The following is a 21,822-nucleotide window of genomic DNA, read 5'->3' as shown; positions in this document are numbered from 1 at the left end:
CACGAATCAGACGCACCGCGGAGGCTATTTATGTACAGGAAGAAAGTCATTTCGGCGATTGCAGCAGCAGCCACCCTCGGCATGCTGGTGGCGGGCTGTGCGAATCAGACTGCCCCTAGCGGCACCGAAACCTCGGGTGGCGGCGGCAGGATCAATATCCCTGCGATTTCCAAAGTCGACGTTCCTGCCGGAGCTGTTTTGCCTGCAGGCGATGGCAAGGCAAATTGCCCGTCAACCACCACCCTTGCCTATGCCGGTGCCGAGACAGGACCCAACGCCCAGCTGGGTATCAACATCTTCAACGGCATCCAACTGGCCATCAACCAGCACAACACCGCGAACCCCGGCTGCCAGGTCCAGTTCAAGAAATTCGATACTGAAGGCGATCCGAACAAGGCCACTGGCCCGGTAACGCAGATCGTGTCCGAGCCGGACATCATCGGAGTGGTGGGCTTGCCCTTCTCGGGAGAATCCAAGGCCACCGGCAACATCTTCGAGCAGAAGGGCTTGGTGCACATCACGCCCTCCGCAACCAACCCGAGCCTGACGAAGAACGGCTGGACCACTTTCTTCCGGGCCCTCGGCAATGACGCCGTCCAGGGTCCGGCCGCAGCGAAGTTCCTCACGGACAAGCTGCAGGCCAAGAAGGTCTACCTCGTCCAGGACGACTCTGACTACGGCATCGGTTTGGGAACCACAACCTCCGCGGCCCTGGGCTCCGCGATGGTGGGGTCCGACAAGGTTGTCACAGGCCAGAAGGACTTCTCGGCCGTGATCTCCAAGATCATGAACGCCAAGGCAGACACCGTCTACTACGCCGGCTACTACGCAGAAGGCGCTCCCTTCGACCAGCAGCTGGTTGGAAAGGGATTCACCGGCTCCTTCGTGGGTCCGGATGGCGTGAAGGATGACCAGTTCATCAAGCAGGCCGGCGACGCGTCGTCGAACTCGTACTTCACCTGCCCGTGCATCCCCGGTGAGCTGATCCCGAGCTTCGAGTCCGAGTACAAGAAGCTTGCCAACGCTGAGCCCGGAACCTACTCCATTGAAGGTTACGACGCAGCCACGGTCCTGCTCTCCGGTATCGACAAGGGCAAGCAGTCCCGCGCGGACCTTCTTTCCTGGGTCAAGTCCTACGATGCAGACGGCCTGTCGAAGCACTACAAGTGGGATTCAACCGGCGAACTGGCAACGCCTGATGTTTACGGCTACAAAGTTGAGAACGGCAAGATCGTTCCCATCGGCGTCATCGGAAAATAACACCGAGCCCAGATGAATGCTGGGGGTTAGCATCCATGCCGACCCCCAGCATTTCTTTTGATTACATCAGGAAGTGCCATGATCAGTGAAGTAATTCCCAACCTGCTCCACTCGGTTCCAATGGACGATACGTGGATCACCTTCGACGTAAACTCCTTTACCGAAAATTTCTGGAGTTCAACCTTTGACGGGTTGACCTTCGGGGCAATTTACGCGTTGGTAGCCCTCGGCTATACCCTCGTCTACGGCGTTCTCAACCTCATCAACTTTGCCCACTCCGAAGTGTTCATCACGGGCTGTTACGGGGTGTTCTTTACCCTCAGCGCGCTGAATTTCGGGCCCTCTGCTCCGAGGCTGGCCTTTTGGGCCATCGTGGGAAATCTTGTCCTCGCCCTCGTTGTCGCCATCATCGCCTCAGCCTTGATGGCAGTGATCGTGGAACGGGTGGCCTATAAACCTTTGCGGCAGCGCAAGGCGCCCCGCCTGGCATTCTTGATTACCGCCATCGGTGTTTCCTTCGCCATTCAGTACACCATCTACTGGTGGCGCGGACCGAGCCCGGAGGCTGCGCTGACGATGTTCAGGCCGCTCCCGATTTTCGACGTCTTCGGGACGATCGTCGATTCGCAGCAGGTGGTGATCGTGGTCGCAGCGATTATCCTCATGATCGCCACCGACCAGTTCATCAGGCGGTCCCGGACCGGCCGGGGCATCCGTGCCGTTGCGCAGGACCCGGATACCGCAACTTTGATGGGTGTCAACAAGGAAAAGATCATCGTGACCACCTTCATCATCGGAGGGATCCTGGCCGGCGCAGCCGCCTTGTTCTACGTGATGAAAATCCCGTCCGGCGTGCAATACAACGGCGGATTCATCCTCGGCGTCAAGGCCTTCGCGGCCGCTGTCCTCGGAGGCATCGGCAATGTGCGCGGCGCTTTGCTGGGCGGCCTGCTGATCGGTTTGATCGGCAACTACGGCCAGGTGCTCCTGGGCAGTTCCCAATGGACCGACGTGGTCGCGTTCGTGGTCCTGGTGTTGGTATTGATTGTGCGACCCGAAGGTGTCTTGGGTAGCTCGCTAGGAAAGAGTAAGGCATGAGCACAACAGACGGCCCCACACTTATTCCCGATGATGCTTCGGCACAGGAAATTGCGGACCGCGAAGCCAAAATGCGGCGCCGCAAAGGCTGGTTCCCGGGACTCAGCGACAAATGGAACGCGCTCCCGCGCCAAACCCAATGGCTGATCCTCATCGTCGTCGTGGTCATTGCGTACTTGCTCCCCATCCTCAACCCGCCGTTGATCACGACGGAACCAGGCAACAATTGGCAAATCGCGCTCGCGCAAATGTCTGTTTATGCCCTGGTGGCTGTGGGCTTGAACGTGGTGGTCGGCTATGCGGGCCTCCTCGACTTGGGCTATGTGGCATTTTTCGCCCTGGGTTCCTACACGGCGGCAATGTTTACCAGCCCGGATTCGCCGTATGTGCACATTCCCTACTTGTGGACGCTCCCGCTGGCGATGGCAGTCGCCATGTTCTTCGGAGTGGTCCTCGGTGTGCCTACGCTTCGCCTTCGCGGCGACTACCTGGCTATCGTCACGCTCGGCTTCGGTGAAATCGTGCGCATTTTGGCCACGATTATTCCGGCGATGAAAGGCCAGGTTGGCTTCCAGAACGTTGGCCACCCTCCGGGAACGGATTCAAGCGGGCAAACAATTTTCCAGAACTCGAACGGAACCCCGTGGTACTGGCTGACGCTGTCCATCATCATCGTGGTGCTTTTGGCCGCGGGAAACCTGGAGCGCAGCCGCGTGGGACGCGCCTGGATTGCCATCCGCGAGGATGAAGATGCCGCGGAAATCATGGGCGTCCCGACCTTCAAGTACAAGGTGTGGGCTTTTGCCATCGGCGCTTCCGTTGGCGGGCTCTCGGGTGCCTTGTTTGCCGGGCAAGTGGGCTTTGTGAACAACCAGAAGTTCGATATCGCCACGTCCATCCTGTTCGTCGCTGCCGTTGTCATGGGCGGCACGGGAAACAAGGTCGGTGCGATTCTCGGCGGTGCGTTGGTGGCATATATTCCACTCCGTTTCACCGCGATTGCCGAGTTCAAGTATCTGATCTTTGGCGCGGCGCTGGTGGTCATCATGATCTTCCGCCCCGGTGGCCTTCTGCCCGCACGCCAAAGCCTCCTCGCCTACGGCCGCCTGGCGTACAACAAACTCAAGGGTGCCATGGGCGACATTCCTGCTTCGGGCAAAGTCGTTCTGGAACCGGGAAAGGGGGCTGACAAATGAGTGAAGCGATCGAACCGGATATTGATGTAGAGGCACTCAAGGAACAGGGTGTGGACCTCGAAGTCGCCGAGAAGGTGGCCCCTGAGAGGGACATCGTCACCAAAGTGGGCGAAGCCTTGGTGCAGGTCCAAGACCTCACCATCAAATTCGGCGGCCTGACGGCTCTGGACAATGTCACGTTTGATATCAACAGAGGCGAAATCCTCGGTCTCATCGGCCCCAACGGTGCCGGTAAGACCACTTGTTTCAATGCCATGACGGGTGTCTATAAGCCGACGTCCGGAAAGGTCCTGCTCGAAGGACAATTGCTCAACGGACTGCCGCAGCACCGGATCACCAGGCGTGGCCTGGCGAGGACCTTCCAGAACATCCGCCTTTTTGGTGAGATGACCGCTTTGGAAAACGTGGTTGTCGGCCTCGATGCACGCCACCGCACGAGTGTCGGCGGAGCGCTCTTCCGTCTGCCCACCCATGTCCGGGAAGAGAAAACCGCCATTGAACGCGGCATGGCATTGCTTGAGTTCGTGGGCATCGCCGATCATGCCCACTTCTTGTCACGGCACTTGCCTTACGGTTACCAGCGCCGCCTGGAAATCGCGCGCGCACTTGCGACTGATCCCAAAGTCCTGTGCTTGGACGAGCCCGCAGCAGGGTTCAATCCGGCGGAAAAAGAAGAGCTCATGGCCCTGATCCGGACCATTCGTGACGACGGCTACACGGTCCTGCTCATTGAGCACGACATGAAGTTGGTCATGGGGGTGACCGACCGGATCGTGGTCCTGGAGTTCGGGAAAAAGATCGCGGATGCGGTGCCGAAGATTATCCGCGATGACCCGAAAGTTATTTCCGCCTATCTCGGGGAGCCTGAAGATGACCTTGCTTGAGCTGAAGAACATATCCGTCCACTATGGCCGGATCCAAGCCATTTCCGACATGTCATTCAGCGTGGAGGAAGGCGAAATCGTCTCGCTCATCGGGGCAAATGGTGCCGGCAAGACCACCACCATGAGGACCATCTCCGGATTGCTGGCTCCGTCGGCCGGCTCCATCACGTTCGCCGGCAAGGACATCACCAGGATGAAAGCGCACATCCGCGTCGTCCAGGGCATTTCGCAGGCGCCTGAGGGCCGGGGAATTTTCCCCGGCATGACGGTGGAGGAGAACCTTGACATGGGTTCCTACGGCCGCAAGGACCGGACCAAGGTTGCAGACGATTTGGAGCGAGTCTTCGACCTGTTTCCGCGGTTGAAGGAACGTATCAAGCAGTTTGGCGGCACCATGAGCGGTGGCGAACAACAGATGCTCGCGATTGGCCGGGCCCTGATGTCCAACCCCAAGCTGTTGCTCCTGGATGAACCTTCCATGGGGCTGGCTCCGCAGTTCATCCGCCAGATCTTCAAGATTGTCACCGAGATCAACAACCAGGGCACCACGGTGCTTCTGGTGGAGCAAAACGCCAACCAGGCCCTGGCCCGTGCACACCGTGCTTTTGTCCTGGAAACCGGGTCAATTACGCACAGGGGCACCGGCAAGGAACTGCTCGCCAACCCGGCGGTCAAGGAAGCGTACCTCGGCGTCGGATAGCCCCGTGTGCCGGCACCCTCGCAACGCGGAGGGTGCCGGCATCGGCGGCGGTGGAACTTTCGGTGCGGACCAAGCGTGGGAATTGGTAGCGTGAACTATCACTTCGCACCCACAGCAAGAAGGACATCCACCATGGCACTCGGCGGCAACCCGATCTTCAACGGAAAGAATTTCCGTGGAGCCACACAGGCTCCGCCCGTTCCCAGCTACACCCACGGCCAGCCGCAATACGGCCAGCCCCAATACGGCCAGCCCCAGTACGGCCAGCCTGCCTGGGCGGCACAGCCGCCCATGACGAGCGATCAGCTGCAGGAGATGTACAACCAGCCCGCAGCCAGTCCGGCCGAGACCGGCCGTATGACTTTCGACGACGTCATCGTCAAGACTGCAGCGTGCCTTGCGGTGCTGCTGCTTGGCGCGGCGGTCACGTTGTTCGTTGCTCCCGGAACTGCAAATCTCCTGATGATTGTCGGCGCGTTGGGCGGCTTCGCGTTGGGCATGGTCAACTCCTTCAAGAAGCAGCCGTCCCCGGCACTGATCCTGACGTATGCCGGACTTGAGGGTCTGTTCCTCGGAGGCCTGACCCGCCTCCTGGACGGAATGTTCCCGGGCGTCGGCCTGCAAGCTGTCATTGGCACCCTTGCGGTGTTCGGCGTGACCTTGGCTCTCTTCAAGAGCGGCAAGGTGCGTGCCACCCCCAAGGCTGTTCGCTTCTTCATGATCGCCATGCTCGGCTACCTCGTCTTCGCAGTGATCAATATGGTCCTGGTGTGGACGGGCGCAGTCCAGTCGCCGTTCGGCCTGAGCAGCAGCGTGCACATCTTCGGCATCCCGTTGGGCGTTTTCATCGGCATCCTGGCTATCGGCCTGGCCGCGTTCTCACTGGTCATGGACTTCACGAGCATCGAACAGGGTGTCCGGCAGGGCGCTCCGGAGAAATACTCCTGGACGGCCGCTTTCGGCCTGACCGTGACGCTCGTGTGGCTGTACGTGGAGATCATCCGCCTGCTGGCGATCCTGCGCGGCGACGACTAAGCTCCCAGGATTTGTTGAGCGTAGTGCCCCTGAAGATCCGTCTTCAGGGGCACTACGTGTCTTTCCGGTGCGGTTAAGACAGACGCTCGAAGACCACCGCCATGCCCTGCCCGCCACCGACACACAGGGTCGCCAGTCCCAAGGTGCAGTCCCGTTCCCGGAGGCCATTGAGCAAAGTGGTGGTCATCCGGGCGCCTGTCATGCCAAAGGGATGGCCAAGGGCGATGGCTCCGCCGTGGACGTTAAGTTTCTCCGGATCGATGCCGAGTTCGCGGGCGCTCGCTACCACCTGGACGGCGAAGGCTTCGTTGAGTTCCACGAGGTCAATGTCCGCCATGCTCAGCCCCGCCAGTGCCAAGGCCCGGCGCGACGACTCCACGGGACCCATGCCCATGAGTTCCGGGGAAAGGGCGCTGACTCCCGTCGAGACGATGCGTGCCAGCGGCTCGAGGCCAAGCTCCCGGGCCCGGAAATCGCTCATGACCACCACGGCGGCGGCGCCATCGTTGAGCGGGCAGGCATTCCCGGCGGTCACGGTCCCTTCCTTGCGGAAGACCGGCTCCAAGGCGCTGACCGCTTCAAGGGTGACGCCGGCGCGAGGTGAATCGTCGCGCTCGACGACGGTCCCGTCTTTGCGGGTGTACGGCGTGATCTCGCGGGCGTAGAAACCGGAGGAGATGGCCGCCTCGGCACGGTTCTGGCTCTGGACCGCCCACAGATCCTGCTCGGCCCGGCTGATTCCGTGGCTCGTGGCGACGTTTTCCGCGGTCTGTCCCATCGCGATGTAGACGTCCGGCATCCGTCCTCCCATGCGGGGATCCGTCCACGGGGTGTTGGACGCGGCCCGGGCGGCCGTACGGGCGCGCGCGGCTTCAAACAGGGGGTTGTGCACGCTGGTGTCGGTTTCCCCTGCCCCGACCCAGTTCTGGTAGCGGGACACCGATTCGACCCCCGCCGAGACGAAGGCGTGGCCTTCTCCGGAGCTGATGGCGTGGAAGGCCATCCGCAGAGTTTGCAGGCTCGAGGCGCAGAAGCGGTTGATCGTGGCCGCGGGGACGGTGTCCAGGCCGGCCAGGACGGTCACCACCCTGGCCATGTTCGAGCCGGCCTCGCCGCTGGGCTCGGCGCAGCCAAGGTAGAGGTCATCGAGCCCGCGGCCGTCTAGTGCCCCTGGATCGAAAGCCGGAATCTTCGCCAGCGCGGCAGTCACCATGGCCGCCGCGAGGTCGTCGGGACGTTCGTCCTTGAGTGACCCTTTGAAGGCCCGTCCAATAGGACTTCTGGCGGTGGAAACGATGACGGCCTCAGTCATGCCCCCAGCTTACGCCGGGGCCGGCCCGCCGAAAGGCGGCGGATGCACGGACCTCAGGCGAGTCGTGTGGCCCCGGCGGCCGGGGTCACGGTGAAGATGTCCGGCGTCGTGAAACCGGCCGCCGCGAAGGCGCGTACGACGGCGTCGCGCACCTCCTGCTCGTGGCCCACCGGGGTGAGGGCGATGGCCGAGCCGCCGAAGCCGCCGCCCGTCATCCGGGCGCCGATGGCACCGTGGGCTCGGGAGGTTTCCACCGCGAGATCCAGTTCCGGACAGGAGATCTCGAAGTCATCGCGCATGGACGCATGGCTCGCATCGAGGAGCCTGCCGATGTGGGCGGGGCCCTCCGTGGTGAGGCGCTCCACGGTCTGCAGCACGCGGTCGTTCTCCGTGACGATGTGCCGCACCCGCCGGAACGTGGTGCTGTCCAGGAGGCCGCTGGCTTCCTCCAGGTCGCCGATGCCTACGTCGCGCAGGGCCGGGACCCCCAGTACCTGGGCCCCGAGTTCGCAGGAAGCACGACGCGAGGCATAACCGCCGTCGGCATGTGAATGGGAGACCTTGGTGTCGATGACCAGCAGAACGAGTCCGGCCTCCTGGGCGTCGAAGGGGACTAGTTGCACGCTCTGGTCGCGGCAGTCCAGGAAGACCGCATGGCCCTTTGACCCGCGAAGCGACGCCGACTGGTCCATGATTCCGGTAGGGGCGCCCACGAAGTCGTTCTCGGCCCTCTGCGTTGCGAGGACCATGTCTTCGGCGCCCAGTCCCGCGCCCGTTAGCTCGTTGAGGGCGGAGATGACGGCGCATTCGATGGCGTGCGAGGAGGACAGCCCCGCGCCCAGCGGGACATCCGAATCCATGAGGAGGTCGAAGCCCGGGACAAGGACGCCGCGCTGTTGCAAGGCCCAGGCGACGCCGAGCGGATACTTCGTCCAGCCTTTGGCCGCTTCGGGAACCAACGCGTCGACGTCGGCTTCGACGAGGCCTTGCCCGCCGAAGGTCGACAACAGCCGGACGCGTGAGTCATGGCGGATCCGGACTGCAACCTTCGCGGTCTTGTCGATGGCGAAAGGCAACACGAAACCTTCGTTGTAATCGGTGTGCTCGCCGATCAGGTTCACGCGTCCCGGTGCCTGCCACACGCCGTCGGGGGCTGAACCGAAAGTCGACTCGAAAAGCCCGGAGAGGGCGCCCACGGCGGGGGCGTCGGGAGTGGAGGTCATGCTGGGGCCCCTTCCGGAATAGCGCGCTGGGAATCGCTGGCGACGGCGCGCAGCCGTTCGGCCACCGATTCGGGCGTGGTGTCGTTGATGAAGGCTCCCATGGCGGCCTCGGAACCGGCAAGGTACTTGAGCTTGTCGGCGGCACGGCGTGGGGAGGTGAGTTGCAGGTGCAGGTGGCCGGACGGTCTCAAGGCGGGATCCAGGGGTGCCTGGTGCCAAGCGGAAATGTACGGTGTGGGAGTCGGATACAGGGCGTCCATGCGCTTGAGCAATTCAAGGTAGACGTGGGCTAGTTCGTCGCGTTCTTCGCCGCTCAAAGCGGCGAGGTCGGGAACTTGCCGATGCGGGACGAGATGCACCTCCAGCGGCCAGCGGGCGGCGAACGGCACGTAGGCGCTGAAGTGCTCGGCTTCGAGCACCATGCGGCTCCCGTCCTGGCGTTCGGCCTTGAGGATCGAGGACGTGAGCGATTCCCGGCCCTTGGAGTCGTCGAAGTACCGGCCGGCGGCGGCGCCAAGGCTGGCCGCCCGCGGCGTGACGTAGGGGTAGGCGTAGATCTGTCCGTGCGGGTGGTGAAGGGTTACCCCGATGTCAGCGCCCCGGTTTTCGAACGGGAACACCTGCTGGATTCCGGGAAGGGCGCTGAGCGCCTCAGTCCTGTGCGCCCAGGCTTCGACGACCGTGCGTGCCCTGGTTTCGCCAAGCTCGGCAAAGGATCCGGTGTGGCTGGGCGTGAATGAGACAACTTCGCAGCGGCCGTATGCAGGGCCGGAGGTTCCCCAAGCGGGCATGCCCGGGATCATGCCGACCGCCGGCCCCAGTGAGGGGAAGCGGTTCTCGAACACCACGACGTCGTAGTCCGGCGCCGGGATTTCGGAAGGGTTCGCGGGGGTGGTGGGGCAGATGGGACATTGGTCTGCCGGTGGCAGGTGGGTGCGGCTTTGGCGGTGTGCCGCCACGGCGACCCATTCGCCGCTCAGCGCGTCGTAGCGCAACTCGCCCGGATCGGCGCGCTGCGGCAGCTCACGGTGATCCGTCAGCGAGCCGGGATCGCGCTCCGGCGAGCCGGCGTCGTCGAAATAGATCAGCTCCCGGCCATCGGCGAGGCGTGTGCTGGTAAGGCGAGTCATGGATTTATGGTGCCACAGAGTGCTCAAAAAGGCAAAATATCTAACAAAAAAGAACATTGAGGGTGAAGCCAAGCAACACATGGGATGCAGTACGGTGGTGCCATGCCTCCCACAACGCCGTCTTCGACACCGGGCGAAGAGACCGTATCCCGACGCTTTGCCAGCGGACGCCAATTCGAGATCCGCCGCGGTGACGCACTCGCCGTCGTCACCGAGCTCGCCGCGGGCTTGCGGTTGTTCAGCCGCGACGGCGTCCAGCTCACCGAGAGCTACGGCGACGCGCAACTTCCGCCCGGTGCCACCGGAATTACCCTCGCCCCGTGGGCCAACCGGATCGAGGACGGGATCTGGTACCTCGACGGCAAAAAGCAGCAACTGGACATCACGGAGGTGTCGCGCAACAACGCCAGCCACGGGCTCCTGCGCAACTCGTCCTACGCCCTCGTGGCGGAAGACGAATTCTCCGTGACCCTCGAAGCCGTGATCTTCCCGCAGCACGGCTACCCCTTCCTGGCCCGGCATCAGGTCCACTACGAGATCGACGCCGGGCTGGCGCTTCGGGTCTCCCAGAGTTTCATCAATGATTCGGCGGCCCCCGCGCCCTTCGTCCTCGGGGCGCACCCGTATTTGCGTGTAGGGGACGTTCCGCCGGAAGAGATGGTCCTGACTGTCCACGCCGGTACGCGACTCGTGGCCGACGAGCGGCTGATCCCGCGTAGTTCGGTGCCTGTCGACGGTGATTTTGATTTTGGCGCCGGCCGGAGTGTGGGTGGCCTGGATGTCGACGTGGCGTTCACGGATTTGGGGTTCGACGGCGGCATCGCCCGCCAAACGCTGTCGGCGCCGGATGGCCGAAGCGTCTCCTTGGAGCAGGACGAAAACTGCGCCTACGTCCACATCTTCGTCACGGATACTTTTCCGGGCCGCTCGAAAGCGGTGGCGATTGAGCCCATGACCGGTCCGGCGAACGCGTTCAACTCGGGCGCTGGCCTCCGGTGGCTCGAACCGGGGGAGACCTTCACTATGAGGTGGGGAATCGTGGGCGCGCTGTAGATGGGTTTCCTATCGGGAGCTCCCTGCGGAATTATGGGTGAATGACGCCAGCACAGGACGCCACGCCATCGAGTGAGCCCGTTTCGGCCGCGCCCAGGCAGGTGTCGGAGCATCACATTGCGCAGGACATCCCGTACGGAGTCCGGATTGCTGCCGCGTGGGCATGGCGGGTGGGCCTCATATTGGTGGTCGTTGGAGCCCTTATTTGGCTGTTGGGGAAGGTCAGCTTCCTGATCATCCCGCTCATGGTCGCCTCCCTCCTGGCAGGCTTGCTCTACCCGGTCACGGGGTGGCTCAGGAAGCTCAAGATGCCCCAAGGAGCGGCCGTTGCCATCACAGTGGTGGGGTTCCTCGTGGTCATCGCGGGAGCCCTGGCGTTGGTGGGACGGCAACTCGCTGTGGGATTCGGCGAGCTGTGGCAGGAAGCGCTCACGGGCATCCAGCAAGTCCAGGCCTGGCTCGCTGACGGCCCGCTGCACCTGACCGCGGACCAGATCGACACCTACATCCAGAGCGCCACCTCGGCCCTGCAGAACAACAGCAGCAGCATCCTCAGCGGTGCCCTGTCCTTCGGTAGTACCGCCGGGCATTTTGCCGCGGGCATGGTCCTGGCCCTCTTCATCCTGATCTTTTTCCTCCTCGAGGGGTCCAGGATCTGGCGGTTCATCGTCGGGCTCCTGCCCCGGACCGCACGCGCAGCGGCCTATGGCGCGGGCCGGCGCGGTTGGTCGTCCATGGTCAGCTACGTGCGCATCCAAATGTTCGTTGCGTTCGTGGACGCGGTGGGGATCGGCGTCGGCGCAGCGATTATCCAGGTTCCCCTCGCCCTGCCCCTCGGTGTCTTGGTGTTCATCGGCTCGTTCATCCCGGTGGTCGGTGCCCTCGTGACGGGAGCCATCGCGGTGCTCCTGGCCTTGGTGGCGAATGGTCCCGTCAACGCGCTCGTCATGTTGGCCATCGTCCTGTTCGTGCAGCAGCTTGAAAGCCATATCCTCCAGCCGCTCATCATGGGCAAGGCCGTATCGCTTCACCCGGTCGCCGTCATCTTGTCGGTCGCCGCCGGTTCCTATCTGGCCGGAATCCCGGGAGCGCTCTTTGCAGTCCCGCTCCTCGCCGTAGCAAATACGGCGGTTCGCTATATTGCAGCGCGGACGTGGGAACATGATGAAGGACTGATGACGGCGTACGCCGGCGCAGGGATTGCACCACCGGACTCCGATGAGGAACCCACCATCAAGGAAATCCACGGTCCCGGCGCCAACGCGGGCGCACGGTCCAACAGCGGCGAAGGCGCCGCAGGTCAGCACGCGGCTGCGGAACGGACATTCGCCAAGGATGCCGCACAGCACACCAACAAAGGAGATTAACCCGTGAATACCCTCGATACCCTGCCCGTCACCCTGGACGATGTCCTTAAGGCGCAGGAGCTGCTCGAGGGCATTATTACCAAGACCCCCATCGAGTCCTCGCGGGCGCTGGGAGCGATGGTAGGCGGAGAGGTCTTCTTCAAATGCGAGAACCTCCAGCGGGCAGGTTCCTTCAAGGTCCGCGGTGCCTACGTGCGGATGGCACGCCTGTCTCCCGAGGAAAAGAAGCGCGGCGTGGTGGCGGCTTCGGCAGGCAACCACGCGCAAGGCGTTGCGGTGGCGGCGAAAAGCCTCGGAATCAAGGCACGCATCTACATGCCGCTCGGTGTGGCGCTTCCGAAGCTTGCCGCAACCCGCAGCCACGGAGCCGAAGTCGTCCTGCACGGACACAACGTGGATGAGGCCCTGGCCGAGGCGCAGCGCTACGCGAACGAAACTGGCGCGGTCTTCGTCCACCCCTTCGACAACGTCGACGTCGTGGCGGGCCAGGGCACGGTCGGGCTCGAAATCCTGGATCAGGTCCCTAACGTCGACACGGTCCTGATGGGCGTCGGTGGCGGTGGCCTGCTGGCCGGAGTCGCCGTCGCGATCAAAGCGAGGGCCAGGGAGCTGGGACGCGAGATCCGGATCATCGGCGTGCAGGCCGAGAACGCGGCCGCCTACCCGCCGTCGCTCGCCGCTGACGCCTTGGTGCCGCTCAAGAAGGTTTCCACCATGGCGGACGGCATCGCCGTCGGACGCCCCGGCCAGCTGCCGTTCAGCATCATCCGCGAACTCGTGGACGACGTCGTGACGGTGAGCGAAGACTCTTTGGCCCGGGCCCTCATCTTCCTGCTCGAGCGCGCCAAGATGGTGGTCGAGCCGGCCGGTGCTGTCGGCGTCGCAGCCCTCATGGACGGCAAGATCGAGAACCCGGGGACCACCGCCGTCATCCTGTCCGGCGGCAACATCGACCCCATGCTGATGCTCAAGGTGATCCAGCGCGGCCTCTCGGCTGCGGGACGCTACATGACCGTGCGCATGATGCTGGATGACCGTCCCGGTTCCTTGGCGACCATTGCCCGCATCATCGCCGAAAACGATGCCAACGTGACCGGCCTGGACCACACCCGGGTGGGCGGCGCGATCAGCATGGGCGACGTCTCCATCACCGTCAACCTGGAAACCAAGGGCCACGAACACAGCGAGCAGGTCCTGGCAGCCCTTCGAGCCGAGGGCTTCCACCCGATCGTGGTGCACTGACGCCGTAGCCCACCCCAACTGACTCGCAGTTGTTGTCGTTATGAGCCCTCAAAACGACAACAACTGCGAGCTAGTTGGGGGGAACGCAAAGCAAAACGCCGGCCCGCCCCGGGAAGGGGTGGGCCGGCGTCGTTGTTTCGCGGAACAATCAGCCGGCGAACGGCTTGGCGGAAACAATCTCCACCGGAATTTCCTTGCCGTTGGGGGCGACGTAGCTGATCTTGTCGCCTTCCTTGTGGCCCATGATCGCCACGCCGAGCGGGGACTTCTCGCTGAAGACGTTGAGATCGGAATCGCCGGCGATTTCACGGGATCCGAGCAGGAAGGTCTCTTCGTCACCGGCGATGCGTGCGACGACGAGCATGCCGGGCTCGACGATTCCATCATCGGCCGGAGCTTCGCCCACCTGGGCGTCGCGCAGGAGCACGGTCAGCTGGCGGATGCGGGCCTCGATCTTGCCCTGCTCTTCCTTGGCGGCATGGTATCCACCGTTTTCCTTGAGGTCGCCTTCCTGACGGGCGGCTTCGATCTTCTGTACGATCTCCGCACGGCCAGGGCCGGAAAGGTGGTCCAGCTCTGCCTTCAGGCGGTCAAATGCGTCCTGGGTAAGCCAAGCTGCAGGCGCGCTGTTGGTGGTCGACACGGACTTCTCCTTATGGATCTGACAAGCAAAGACCCCGCCGGTGCAGGCCACTCGTGGAACTCAGCAACCAACTCAGCGGGGTTAAGGTATTGATCCAGTGTAGTCAATCCTGTGGACAAACCCAAGCTCACTGAGTCGCGGGTCACACCGTCGCTATTTGCTGCTGTCGACAATCCAGCAGTTGTCCACGACGGCGGACACGGCCTCGGACTCCGTGCGAAGGATGGCCCTTTGGGCGGTTGTCTGGCCACCGTCGGCCCCTGCCTTCGGGGCATTCGGGCCGATCTCAACGACTTTCCAGCCGACCACCGCGAACTTGGAATCCATGGCCTTGACCGCGCATTTTGCGGTGGCATCCGGGTTCTTTGTGACCTGGAAATCGACCGACAGCTGGGTGGCATCAGTGGCGCTGTAACCGATGTCCTTGAAAGACACAGACGATTGCGAGGAAGACATAGTGACCCAAAACAAGAGCCCGATGACCACGAGGAGGACGGCGATGACGATGTTCCGTTTGGTTTTCCCTCCGAAGGCGCGCTTTTGGCTGCCGTAGCGATTGGCTAGGCTGGTAGTTGCTGGCAGCGCCGTGCCCGATGGGTCTTCCGAAGTCACCCACCCAGTTTAGTGGGCTTCCGGCGCCTCTTCGCCCACAGCGGAGTCGCACGCGTTAGAAAGATCTGATCAGTACAGCCACCAGCAAACCCAGAACAGCATGACCCGGAAAGAGGAACCGTACCGGATGAGCACATCCACCAGCCCCGACACGCAGCTCCGGCTGCTCGCCGTCCACGCACACCCGGACGACGAGTCAAGCAAGGGCGCGGCAACCATGGCGATGTATGCGGCTTCCGGCGTGGAGGTCATGGTGGCTACCTGCACCGACGGTTCCCGCGGGGACATCCAGAACCCGGCCATGGAGTCCGCCCCGCACCCGAAGCGCGACATGGCAGGCGCGCGCCGTTTGGAAATGAAGCAAGCTGCCGCGGTCCTCGGAATCAAGCAGCGTTGGTTGGGCTTCGTGGATTCCGGACTGCCCGACGGCGATCCGTTGCCACCCCTGCCCGCCGGCTGCTTTGCGCTTCAGCCCCTTGAGCGGGCCTCGGCACCGCTCGTCCGCTTGGTCCGCGACTTCAAGCCGCACGTCATGGTGAGCTACGACGAAAACGGCGGCTACCCGCATCCTGACCACATCATGGCCCACAAGGTTGCCGTCGAAGCCTTCCACGCAGCCGGTGACCCGGAACGCTACCCTGGGACAGGCGAAAGCTGGGCGCCCAGCAAGCTGTACTACGACCGCGCCTTCAGCCCCGACCGCTTCCGGGCCTTGCATTTCGCGCTCGAAGAGGCGGGCCTGCAATCGCCGTACGCCGAACGCCTGGCCTCCTGGCTTGAAGCCGACGCGGAAGGACATACTCCGCCGAGGCCTATGCACCAGACCACCACGCAAGTGGATTGCGGTGACTACTTTGAGGCCCGTGACGACGCACTCAGGGCGCATCGGACGCAGATTGACCCCCTCGGCTTCTTCTTCGCGGTATCCCCGGAGATGCAGCGCAGGGCCTGGCCGTGGGAGGACTACACGCTGGTCCACTCCGTGATCCCGGCCGAACTGCCGGAAAAGGACCTGTTCGCAGGGCTAAGATAGGATCGCCGGCGATTTCTATCAAGCGTAGAAGTCGCCACCCGGCTGGAAACTCCCATAGAAGGTTTGAACCGTGCACCATTTTCTCATCGCCCTGGCCACGACCCCGTCGCCTACCCCGACCCCGTCGCTGCGCCCCGGCTTGTCGGAAGACCAGGTGACCCCGGGAACCTGGGGATTCGTCCTGACTGCCTTCATCGTGGTGCTCACGACCTTCCTGATCGTCGACATGGTCCGCCGGATCCGGCGGGTCCGCTACCGCGCCCAGGTTGAAGAAGCCCTGGTCGGGGGTCCCGACGCGGCTGAGGCGGACGGTTCCGGGACTGGCGGCGCCGTGACCGGCACTGGGACCGGCACTGCTGAGACCGGCGCTGGGACCGGCACTGCTGAGACCGGCACCGCTGAGACCGGCGGCGCTGTTGCGGCCAAGCCGCGCGCAGAAGACTCCGACGGCGATGCCGGCTCCGGAGCCCGCTGACCCGGGCATCACCCGGGAATGGCCGGGGGCGTCCAACGCCCTCGGCTCGGAACCGTCCGCCTATCTCCGCCAGCATGCGGACAATCCGGTGTACTGGCGGCCGTTCGGCGACGAGGCCTTTGCATTCGCGGCGGCCCGCGATGTTCCCGTCTTTCTCTCCATCGGCTATGCCGCGTGCCACTGGTGCCACGTCATGGCCCACGAGTCATTCGAAGACCAGGACACCGCCGAGTATCTGAACGCCCACTTCGTGGCCATCAAGGTGGACCGCGAAGAACGCCCCGACGTGGACTCGATCTACATGGCAGCCACGCAGGCCATCAGCGGCGAGGGCGGCTGGCCGATGTCCGTGTTCCTGACGCCTGACGGCTTGGCCTTCCATGCGGGCACCTATTTCCCGCCGAAGCCACAACCCGGAAGACCGTCCTTCCGCCAGGTGCTTGAAGCGGTCCATGAGGCGTGGCTGGAACGCCGCGACGCCGTCGAGCAAAACGCGCGAGGGCTCGCCGTCGGCATGGCCGATGCCCAGCTCGCCTCAGCCGTGTTCCTCGACAGGCCGTCCGAAAGCCTGGACAGAAGCCTGTTATCGGAAGCCGTGCGTCTTCTCGCCCGTTCGGAGGACCCCGACGGCGGTGGCTTCGGCGGCGCTCCCAAGTTCCCGCCGTCGGCCGTTCTTGAGTTCCTGATCCGGCACGCTGCCGTACCGTCGGATACCTCGGACGCCGCCCGCGACATGGCGGGCCGCACGCTCGCCGCCATGGCCCGTTCCGCACTGTGCGACCAGCTCGACGGCGGCTTCGCCCGGTATTCCGTGACCGCGGATTGGGCCGTGCCGCATTTCGAGAAGATGCTCTACGACAATGCCCAGCTCCTCCGTGCCTACGTCCACTGGGTCCGGCTTCGGGGCGACTGGGTCTTGCCGGCCGGCGAGGCCGCAAGTGTGGCGTCGCGGGTGGCGGACTGGATGCTCGGCTCGCTCGGCGTGGGTGATCCCGCGGCGCCGGACGGACTCGCTTCCTCGCTCGACGCCGATACCGTGGTGGACGGAGTGCATCACGAAGGGGCGTCCTACCTGTGGACTCCTGCGAGCCTCGAAGCCGTGCTTGGCCCCGGGGACGGCGCCGCAGTGGCCCGGCTCATGAACGTGGGGCCGTCCGGGACGGTCTCGGAACTCGGGTCTCCGCTCCATCCCGGGCACCAGCTCTCCGGTGCGGAATCGCGGTTGTGGAACCGAGTCAGGCCCGCCTTGCGCGCCGCGCGCTCGGCGCGGCCCCAACCGGCCCGGGACGACAAGGTCGTGGCGGGCTGGAACGGCCTGGCCATCGCGGCGCTTGCCGAAGCCGGCGCTGTCCTGGACAGGCCTGAACTGGTGACCGCCGCGGAAAGCGTGGCCGAGTACCTGGTGCGCGTGCATTGGCGTCCGGCCGCCGGCACCTCAAAGCCCGGGGCGAGGGTGCTGATGAGGGTCTCGCACGACGGCGTTGCGCGCGGCATCAGCGGCTTGTTGGAAGACTACGCATTTTGCGCCGAAGGCTTCCTGGCCCTCTACGCGGTGACTGGCCAGCAGCGCTGGTACCGGTTCGCGGAGGAGCTGATCAGCGGAGCCTGCGCGCGATTCGTGGTGGACGGCAGGTTGTCGGACTCCGTAGGGGAGTCGGCCCAGGTATTCAACGCGCAGGGCCAGCACGCGGGCCTGGACCCCTTCGACAACGCGGCGCCCAGCGGGGCAGCTGCGTTTGCCGGAGTGTTGCTGAGCTACGCGGCCTACTCCGGTTCGCACGAGCACAGGGCCATGGCGAGCAACATCCTCTCGCTCCTGCCGCCCATAGCCGGGCGGGCTCCACGGGTAGCGGGATGGCTGCTTGCGACTGCCCAGGCAGCCGCGGTTGGTCCCGTAGAGGCCGCAGTATCCGGCCCACCAGGCGCCAAACAACGGGAACTCCACCGCGCGCTGTTGGCCTCGCCGAGCCCGGGGATGGTGGTTGCGGTCCAGCTCCGTGTGGCCGGCCAACAAGCGCCCGACGACGGCGCCCTGCCCGGGGCCCGGGCAGCGGAACCTGAGGTGCCGCTGCTCGAGGCCCGTACAGCTGCCGCGGACGGCTCACCGCTGGTGTACCTATGCCGGGGGATGGTGTGTGACCTGCCGCTTGGATCGGTCGAGGAACTCGCGCAGCGCCTCGACGCGATGGCGGAAGCCGCCGGCTAGCCCAGGATCGCCAATTAACTCACCACGGCAATCATGATCGCGGCGAAGTGCGCGGCGAACGCCAGCACGGTGAGGGCGTGGAAGAGCTCGTGGAAGCCGAAGTTCAACGGACTGAAGTTGGGCCTCTTGATTCCGTAGAAAACCGCGCCCGCGATGTAGAGGACCCCGCCCACGCAGATCAGGATCGCCGCTGGAACGTTCGCCGTGAAGAACTCCGGCAGGTAGAACAATGCCCCGCAGCCCAGCGCGACGTAGATGGGCACGTAGAGCCAGCGTGGAGCGCCGGTCCAGAGAACCCGGAAAAGCACTCCCAGCAGCGCTCCGGACCAGATCACCCACAGCAGGAGGACGGCCTTGGGACGCTCCAGCAGCGACCACGCGAGGGGTGTGTAGCTGCCCGCGATCACCAGCATGATGTTGGTGTGGTCCAGGCGCTTGAGGACCATCCTGGTCTTCGGCTCCCAATTGCCGCGGTGGTAGACCGCGGACACGCCGAAGAGCAGCACACCCGTCAAGGCGTAGATGGCGGAGGCGATTTTGCGATCCGTCGTTGGCGCCAATGTCACCAGGACGATCCCTGCCGCGACGGCGAAAGGCGTGGCCACAGCATGGATCCAGCCGCGCCACCTTGGCTTGGTTGTGAGCAGCTCCGACATCGTTAAAGCGTAACCCGCGCCTGGATAAGTTACTGCCGAGTAGCGCCCTTTGCGATCGTTTTCCGCTGTTCAGGTGTGCCGGCTGCCCGCCTTGGGAAGGTAGCCTTGGTGGTGCGCCTACGGCAGCGGTCCGGAGGTGTCGATAGTTGTTTGGCTGGGGGCCGGCTGCCAAGCGGGCTGGCCGCCGTCGTCGTTTGTTTCGCTTTTAACGTGCTGTTCATAGGAAGTCAGGTGAGTGTCCGGATGGAGTGGCCCGGCTTCCTCTACGGCTTCTACGAGCGCAAACTGCTCCGTTCGCTCGAGCGGGAGAAGATTCCCCGGCACATCGGCGTCATGGTGGATGGCAACCGCCGCTGGGCGCGGCAGTTCAACGCTCCGACCAGCGAAGGCCATCAGGCAGGCGCGGACAAGATCCACGAATTCCTCGGCTGGTGCCAGGAACTCGGTGTCAAAGTCGTCACTCTCTACATGCTCTCGACGGACAACATGAACCGTTCCGGCGAAGAGCTCGAACTGCTGATGGGAATCATCGCCAACACGCTCGACCGCTTGGATGACGACGCCGATATCTCGGTCCACGCCATGGGCGCGCCGGAGCTCCTTCCGGACTACCTCGCCGAGAGGCTCAACAAGCTCACGGCCCGCACGCCGATCCGCGAGCGGCTCCATGTGAACGTGGCCGTCGGGTACGGCGGACGGCGCGAGATCGTTGACGCCGTGCGGGAACTGCTGCACGACGCCGTCGCGCACGGCCGCGACATCACCGAGCTGGCCGATGAGCTCTCAGTGGACGACATCTCGCGTTTCCTTTACACGCGAGGCCAGCCGGACCCGGATCTGGTGATCCGCACGTCAGGTGAACAGCGTTTGTCAGGTTTCCTCATGTGGCAAAGCGCCTACAGCGAGTTCTACTTTTGCGAGGCACTCTGGCCCGCGTTCCGCAAGGTTGATTTCCTGCGGGCCCTGCGGGACTACGCCGGCCGCCAACGCCGCTTCGGTTCCTGACTCGGTGACTTCCGGTGCGCTCCCGTTCACGGGAAGTTCACATGTTGTCTACACGAATCGCCGTTTGGGCTAACCGGAAATGTAATCGCACGGGAATACGTTAATCCCATCAGTAGGCAAACCGCCTGCTGATCGGGGAGGCCAGTAGATGGAGCGAATCATCGCACCAGTTACGTGGGGGGCCGCGCCCGGCCTTCCGGCCGAGCCGCCTCACGAATAAGCCGGGTTCGCCCGGGGCTGGAGTCGATGTGGCTATTTCTGAGCAACTGCCCGTAGTCGTTTCAGACGGGGAAAGTTCAGCTACCTCTCGCACCAAGCGGGCCAACAGCGGGCGGACTGCACAGTCCGGGACCCCGACTGGCCGGAGCTATGTGATTGACACTTCCGTCTTGCTTTCCGATCCGCACGCCCTGTTGCGCTTCGCGGAGCACGAAGTCATTGTCCCGATCGTGGTCATCACCGAATTGGAGGGCAAACGCCACGATCCCGAGTTGGGCTACTTCGCCCGCAAGGCCCTCAGGCTCCTGGATGACCTGCGCATCGAGCATGGCGGATTGAATCAAGCCATCCCGATCGGAACCGACGGCGGCACGCTGCGCGTTGAGATGAACCATGTGTCCACCGAAGTGCTTCCGGCAGGATTCCGTGGCCCGGACAACGACAGCCGCATCCTGGCAGTCGCCAAGAACCTCGCCAACGAAGGCCGCAACGTCACGGTCGTCTCCAAGGACCTTCCGATGCGCGTCAAAGCCTCCGCGATGGGGCTGTTCGCGGACGAATACCGCAATGAGCTCGTCAAGGACTCCGGCTGGACCGGCATGGCCGAGATCGAAGCCAGCGAGGACGAAATCACCACCCTGTACGGGCATGAACCGGTGTTCATCCCGGCGGCGGCGGAGCTGCCCGTCAACACGGGACTGGTGCTGCTTTCCAACCGGGGCTCCGCCTTGGGACGCGTGGGCGCGGACAAGCAAGTGCGGCTGGTCAAGGGGGACCGCGATGTCTTCGGACTGCACGGCCGCTCGGCGGAGCAACGGCTTGCGATCGATCTGCTCATGGATCCCAGCGTCGGAATCGTCTCGATCGGAGGCCGCGCGGGTACGGGAAAGTCGGCCCTGGCCCTGTGCGCCGGACTCGAGGCCGTCCTGGAGCGCCGGGAGCACCGCAAAGTGATCGTCTTCCGCCCCCTGTATGCGGTGGGTGGACAGGAACTTGGCTACCTTCCCGGTTCCGAGGCGGAGAAGATGAACCCCTGGGCGCAGGCGGTCTTCGACACTCTCGGTGCACTCGTCAGCCAGGAAGTCGTGGAAGAAGTCATGGACCGGGGCATGCTGGAAGTCATGCCGCTGACCCACATCCGCGGACGTTCGCTCCATGACGCCTTCGTGATCGTGGACGAGGCACAGTCGCTCGAAAAGAACGTGCTCCTCACGGTCATGAGCCGTATCGGCCAGAACTCCAAGATCGTCCTGACCCACGACGTCGCCCAGCGGGACAACCTCCGAGTCGGCCGGCACGACGGCGTTGCCGCCGTCGTCGAGACCCTCAAGGGGCACCCGCTCTTCGGCCACATCACCCTGACCCGCTCCGAGCGCTCGCCGATCGCGGCCCTCGTGACGGAACTGCTTGAAGGGGCCGAAATCTAAGGCTCGGCCTCTGTTGTCCGGAGGGGGGGGGGGGGGGGGGGGGGGG

At 64.0% G+C, this 21,822-nt stretch carries 20 protein-coding genes; 14 read left to right on the top strand and 6 right to left on the bottom strand.

What is annotated here, in order from left to right; genetic code table 11:
• Positions 1-30: 30 nt before the first annotated feature.
• The 6 genes from AC3WJM_RS11780 (at position 31) to AC3WJM_RS11755 (ending at position 6,173) form a co-directional block, all read left to right on the top strand.
• Complete coding sequence (locus tag AC3WJM_RS11780; protein ID WP_059387974.1) at positions 31-1,260, top strand: branched-chain amino acid ABC transporter substrate-binding protein; 1,230 nt, start codon at positions 31-33, stop codon at positions 1,258-1,260.
• Positions 1,261-1,338: 78 nt separating this feature from the next.
• Entirely contained in the window at positions 1,339-2,358 is a 1,020-nt protein-coding gene (locus tag AC3WJM_RS11775) for a branched-chain amino acid ABC transporter permease (protein WP_059387973.1), read from the top strand.
• Positions 2,355-3,554: a branched-chain amino acid ABC transporter permease gene (locus tag AC3WJM_RS11770; protein WP_084784379.1), complete on the top strand. Its 1,200-nt coding sequence runs from the start codon at positions 2,355-2,357 to the stop codon at positions 3,552-3,554. Before AC3WJM_RS11775 ends, AC3WJM_RS11770 begins: the two co-directional genes overlap by 4 nt.
• Entirely contained in the window at positions 3,551-4,438 is an 888-nt protein-coding gene (locus tag AC3WJM_RS11765; RefSeq protein WP_059387972.1) for an ABC transporter ATP-binding protein, read from the top strand. Before AC3WJM_RS11770 ends, AC3WJM_RS11765 begins: the two co-directional genes overlap by 4 nt.
• Positions 4,425-5,138, top strand: coding sequence for an ABC transporter ATP-binding protein (locus AC3WJM_RS11760; protein WP_284990397.1), 714 nt, complete (start codon positions 4,425-4,427; stop codon positions 5,136-5,138). Before AC3WJM_RS11765 ends, AC3WJM_RS11760 begins: the two co-directional genes overlap by 14 nt.
• Before the next feature lie 132 nt (positions 5,139-5,270).
• Complete coding sequence (locus AC3WJM_RS11755) at positions 5,271-6,173, top strand: Bax inhibitor-1/YccA family protein (protein ID WP_492271941.1); 903 nt, start codon at positions 5,271-5,273, stop codon at positions 6,171-6,173.
• 73 nt (positions 6,174-6,246) lie between these two features.
• Here the strand turns inward: AC3WJM_RS11755 and AC3WJM_RS11750 are convergent, their stop codons facing one another.
• The 3 genes from AC3WJM_RS11750 to galT are packed head-to-tail and all read right to left on the bottom strand — an operon-like array spanning position 6,247 to position 9,838.
• Positions 6,247-7,485, bottom strand: coding sequence for an acetyl-CoA C-acetyltransferase (locus tag AC3WJM_RS11750; protein ID WP_284990399.1), 1,239 nt, complete (start codon positions 7,483-7,485; stop codon positions 6,247-6,249).
• 53 nt (positions 7,486-7,538) lie between these two features.
• The gene (gene galK / locus AC3WJM_RS11745; protein WP_306961150.1) at positions 7,539-8,708 is read right to left on the bottom strand and encodes a galactokinase; all 1,170 of its coding nucleotides are present in this window, start codon (positions 8,706-8,708) and stop codon (positions 7,539-7,541) included.
• Positions 8,705-9,838, bottom strand: a complete 1,134-nt coding sequence (gene galT, locus AC3WJM_RS11740) for a galactose-1-phosphate uridylyltransferase (protein WP_284990401.1) — start codon at positions 9,836-9,838, stop codon at positions 8,705-8,707. The genes galK and galT overlap by 4 nt, the downstream gene beginning before the upstream one ends.
• 102 nt (positions 9,839-9,940) lie before the next feature.
• Here galT and AC3WJM_RS11735 point away from each other — a divergent pair, with 102 nt between their 5' ends.
• The 3 genes from AC3WJM_RS11735 to ilvA are packed head-to-tail and all read left to right on the top strand — an operon-like array spanning position 9,941 to position 13,500.
• On the top strand, positions 9,941-10,891 hold the full coding sequence (locus AC3WJM_RS11735) for an aldose 1-epimerase family protein (RefSeq protein ID WP_492259519.1): 951 nt from the start codon (positions 9,941-9,943) through the stop codon (positions 10,889-10,891).
• A gap of 41 nt (positions 10,892-10,932) precedes the next feature.
• Positions 10,933-12,258, top strand: a complete 1,326-nt coding sequence (locus tag AC3WJM_RS11730; RefSeq protein ID WP_492271940.1) for an AI-2E family transporter — start codon at positions 10,933-10,935, stop codon at positions 12,256-12,258.
• 3 nt (positions 12,259-12,261) lie between these two features.
• Complete coding sequence (gene ilvA / locus AC3WJM_RS11725; RefSeq protein WP_284990405.1) at positions 12,262-13,500, top strand: threonine ammonia-lyase; 1,239 nt, start codon at positions 12,262-12,264, stop codon at positions 13,498-13,500.
• Between the two features lie 148 nt (positions 13,501-13,648).
• On the opposite strand, the gene greA is transcribed toward ilvA, so the two are convergent.
• On the bottom strand, positions 13,649-14,143 hold the full coding sequence (gene greA, locus AC3WJM_RS11720; RefSeq protein WP_184736437.1) for a transcription elongation factor GreA: 495 nt from the start codon (positions 14,141-14,143) through the stop codon (positions 13,649-13,651).
• Positions 14,144-14,296: 153 nt separating this feature from the next.
• Positions 14,297-14,755, bottom strand: a complete 459-nt coding sequence (locus AC3WJM_RS11715; RefSeq protein ID WP_306961158.1) for a DUF4307 domain-containing protein — start codon at positions 14,753-14,755, stop codon at positions 14,297-14,299.
• A gap of 127 nt (positions 14,756-14,882) precedes the next feature.
• Between AC3WJM_RS11715 and mca the strand changes: the two genes are divergently transcribed.
• The 3 genes from mca (at position 14,883) to AC3WJM_RS11700 (ending at position 18,469) form a co-directional block, all read left to right on the top strand.
• Positions 14,883-15,788: a mycothiol conjugate amidase Mca gene (mca, locus tag AC3WJM_RS11710; RefSeq protein WP_441437669.1), complete on the top strand. Its 906-nt coding sequence runs from the start codon at positions 14,883-14,885 to the stop codon at positions 15,786-15,788.
• Positions 15,789-15,858: 70 nt separating this feature from the next.
• The gene (locus AC3WJM_RS11705; protein WP_492271939.1) at positions 15,859-16,263 is read left to right on the top strand and encodes a hypothetical protein; all 405 of its coding nucleotides are present in this window, start codon (positions 15,859-15,861) and stop codon (positions 16,261-16,263) included.
• Complete coding sequence (locus tag AC3WJM_RS11700; protein WP_492271938.1) at positions 16,241-18,469, top strand: thioredoxin domain-containing protein; 2,229 nt, start codon at positions 16,241-16,243, stop codon at positions 18,467-18,469. The genes AC3WJM_RS11705 and AC3WJM_RS11700 overlap by 23 nt, the downstream gene beginning before the upstream one ends.
• A 14-nt stretch (positions 18,470-18,483) precedes the next feature.
• Here AC3WJM_RS11700 and trhA read toward each other — a convergent pair whose 3' ends face one another.
• Complete coding sequence (gene trhA, locus AC3WJM_RS11695) at positions 18,484-19,125, bottom strand: PAQR family membrane homeostasis protein TrhA (RefSeq protein ID WP_492271937.1); 642 nt, start codon at positions 19,123-19,125, stop codon at positions 18,484-18,486.
• 243 nt (positions 19,126-19,368) lie between these two features.
• On the opposite strand from trhA, the gene AC3WJM_RS11690 reads away from it, so the two are divergent.
• Entirely contained in the window at positions 19,369-20,130 is a 762-nt protein-coding gene (locus AC3WJM_RS11690) for an isoprenyl transferase (protein WP_059387964.1), read from the top strand.
• A gap of 371 nt (positions 20,131-20,501) precedes the next feature.
• Positions 20,502-21,776, top strand: coding sequence for an RNA 5'-3' helicase PhoH2 (phoH2, locus tag AC3WJM_RS11685; RefSeq protein WP_370872299.1), 1,275 nt, complete (start codon positions 20,502-20,504; stop codon positions 21,774-21,776).
• Positions 21,777-21,822: the final 46 nt, after the last annotated feature.

Source organism: Arthrobacter sp. FW306-1B-G06A, assembly GCF_058781765.1.
The sequence above is the reverse complement of the archived record's forward strand: the minus strand, read 5'-3'. Positions and strand labels throughout refer to the sequence as shown.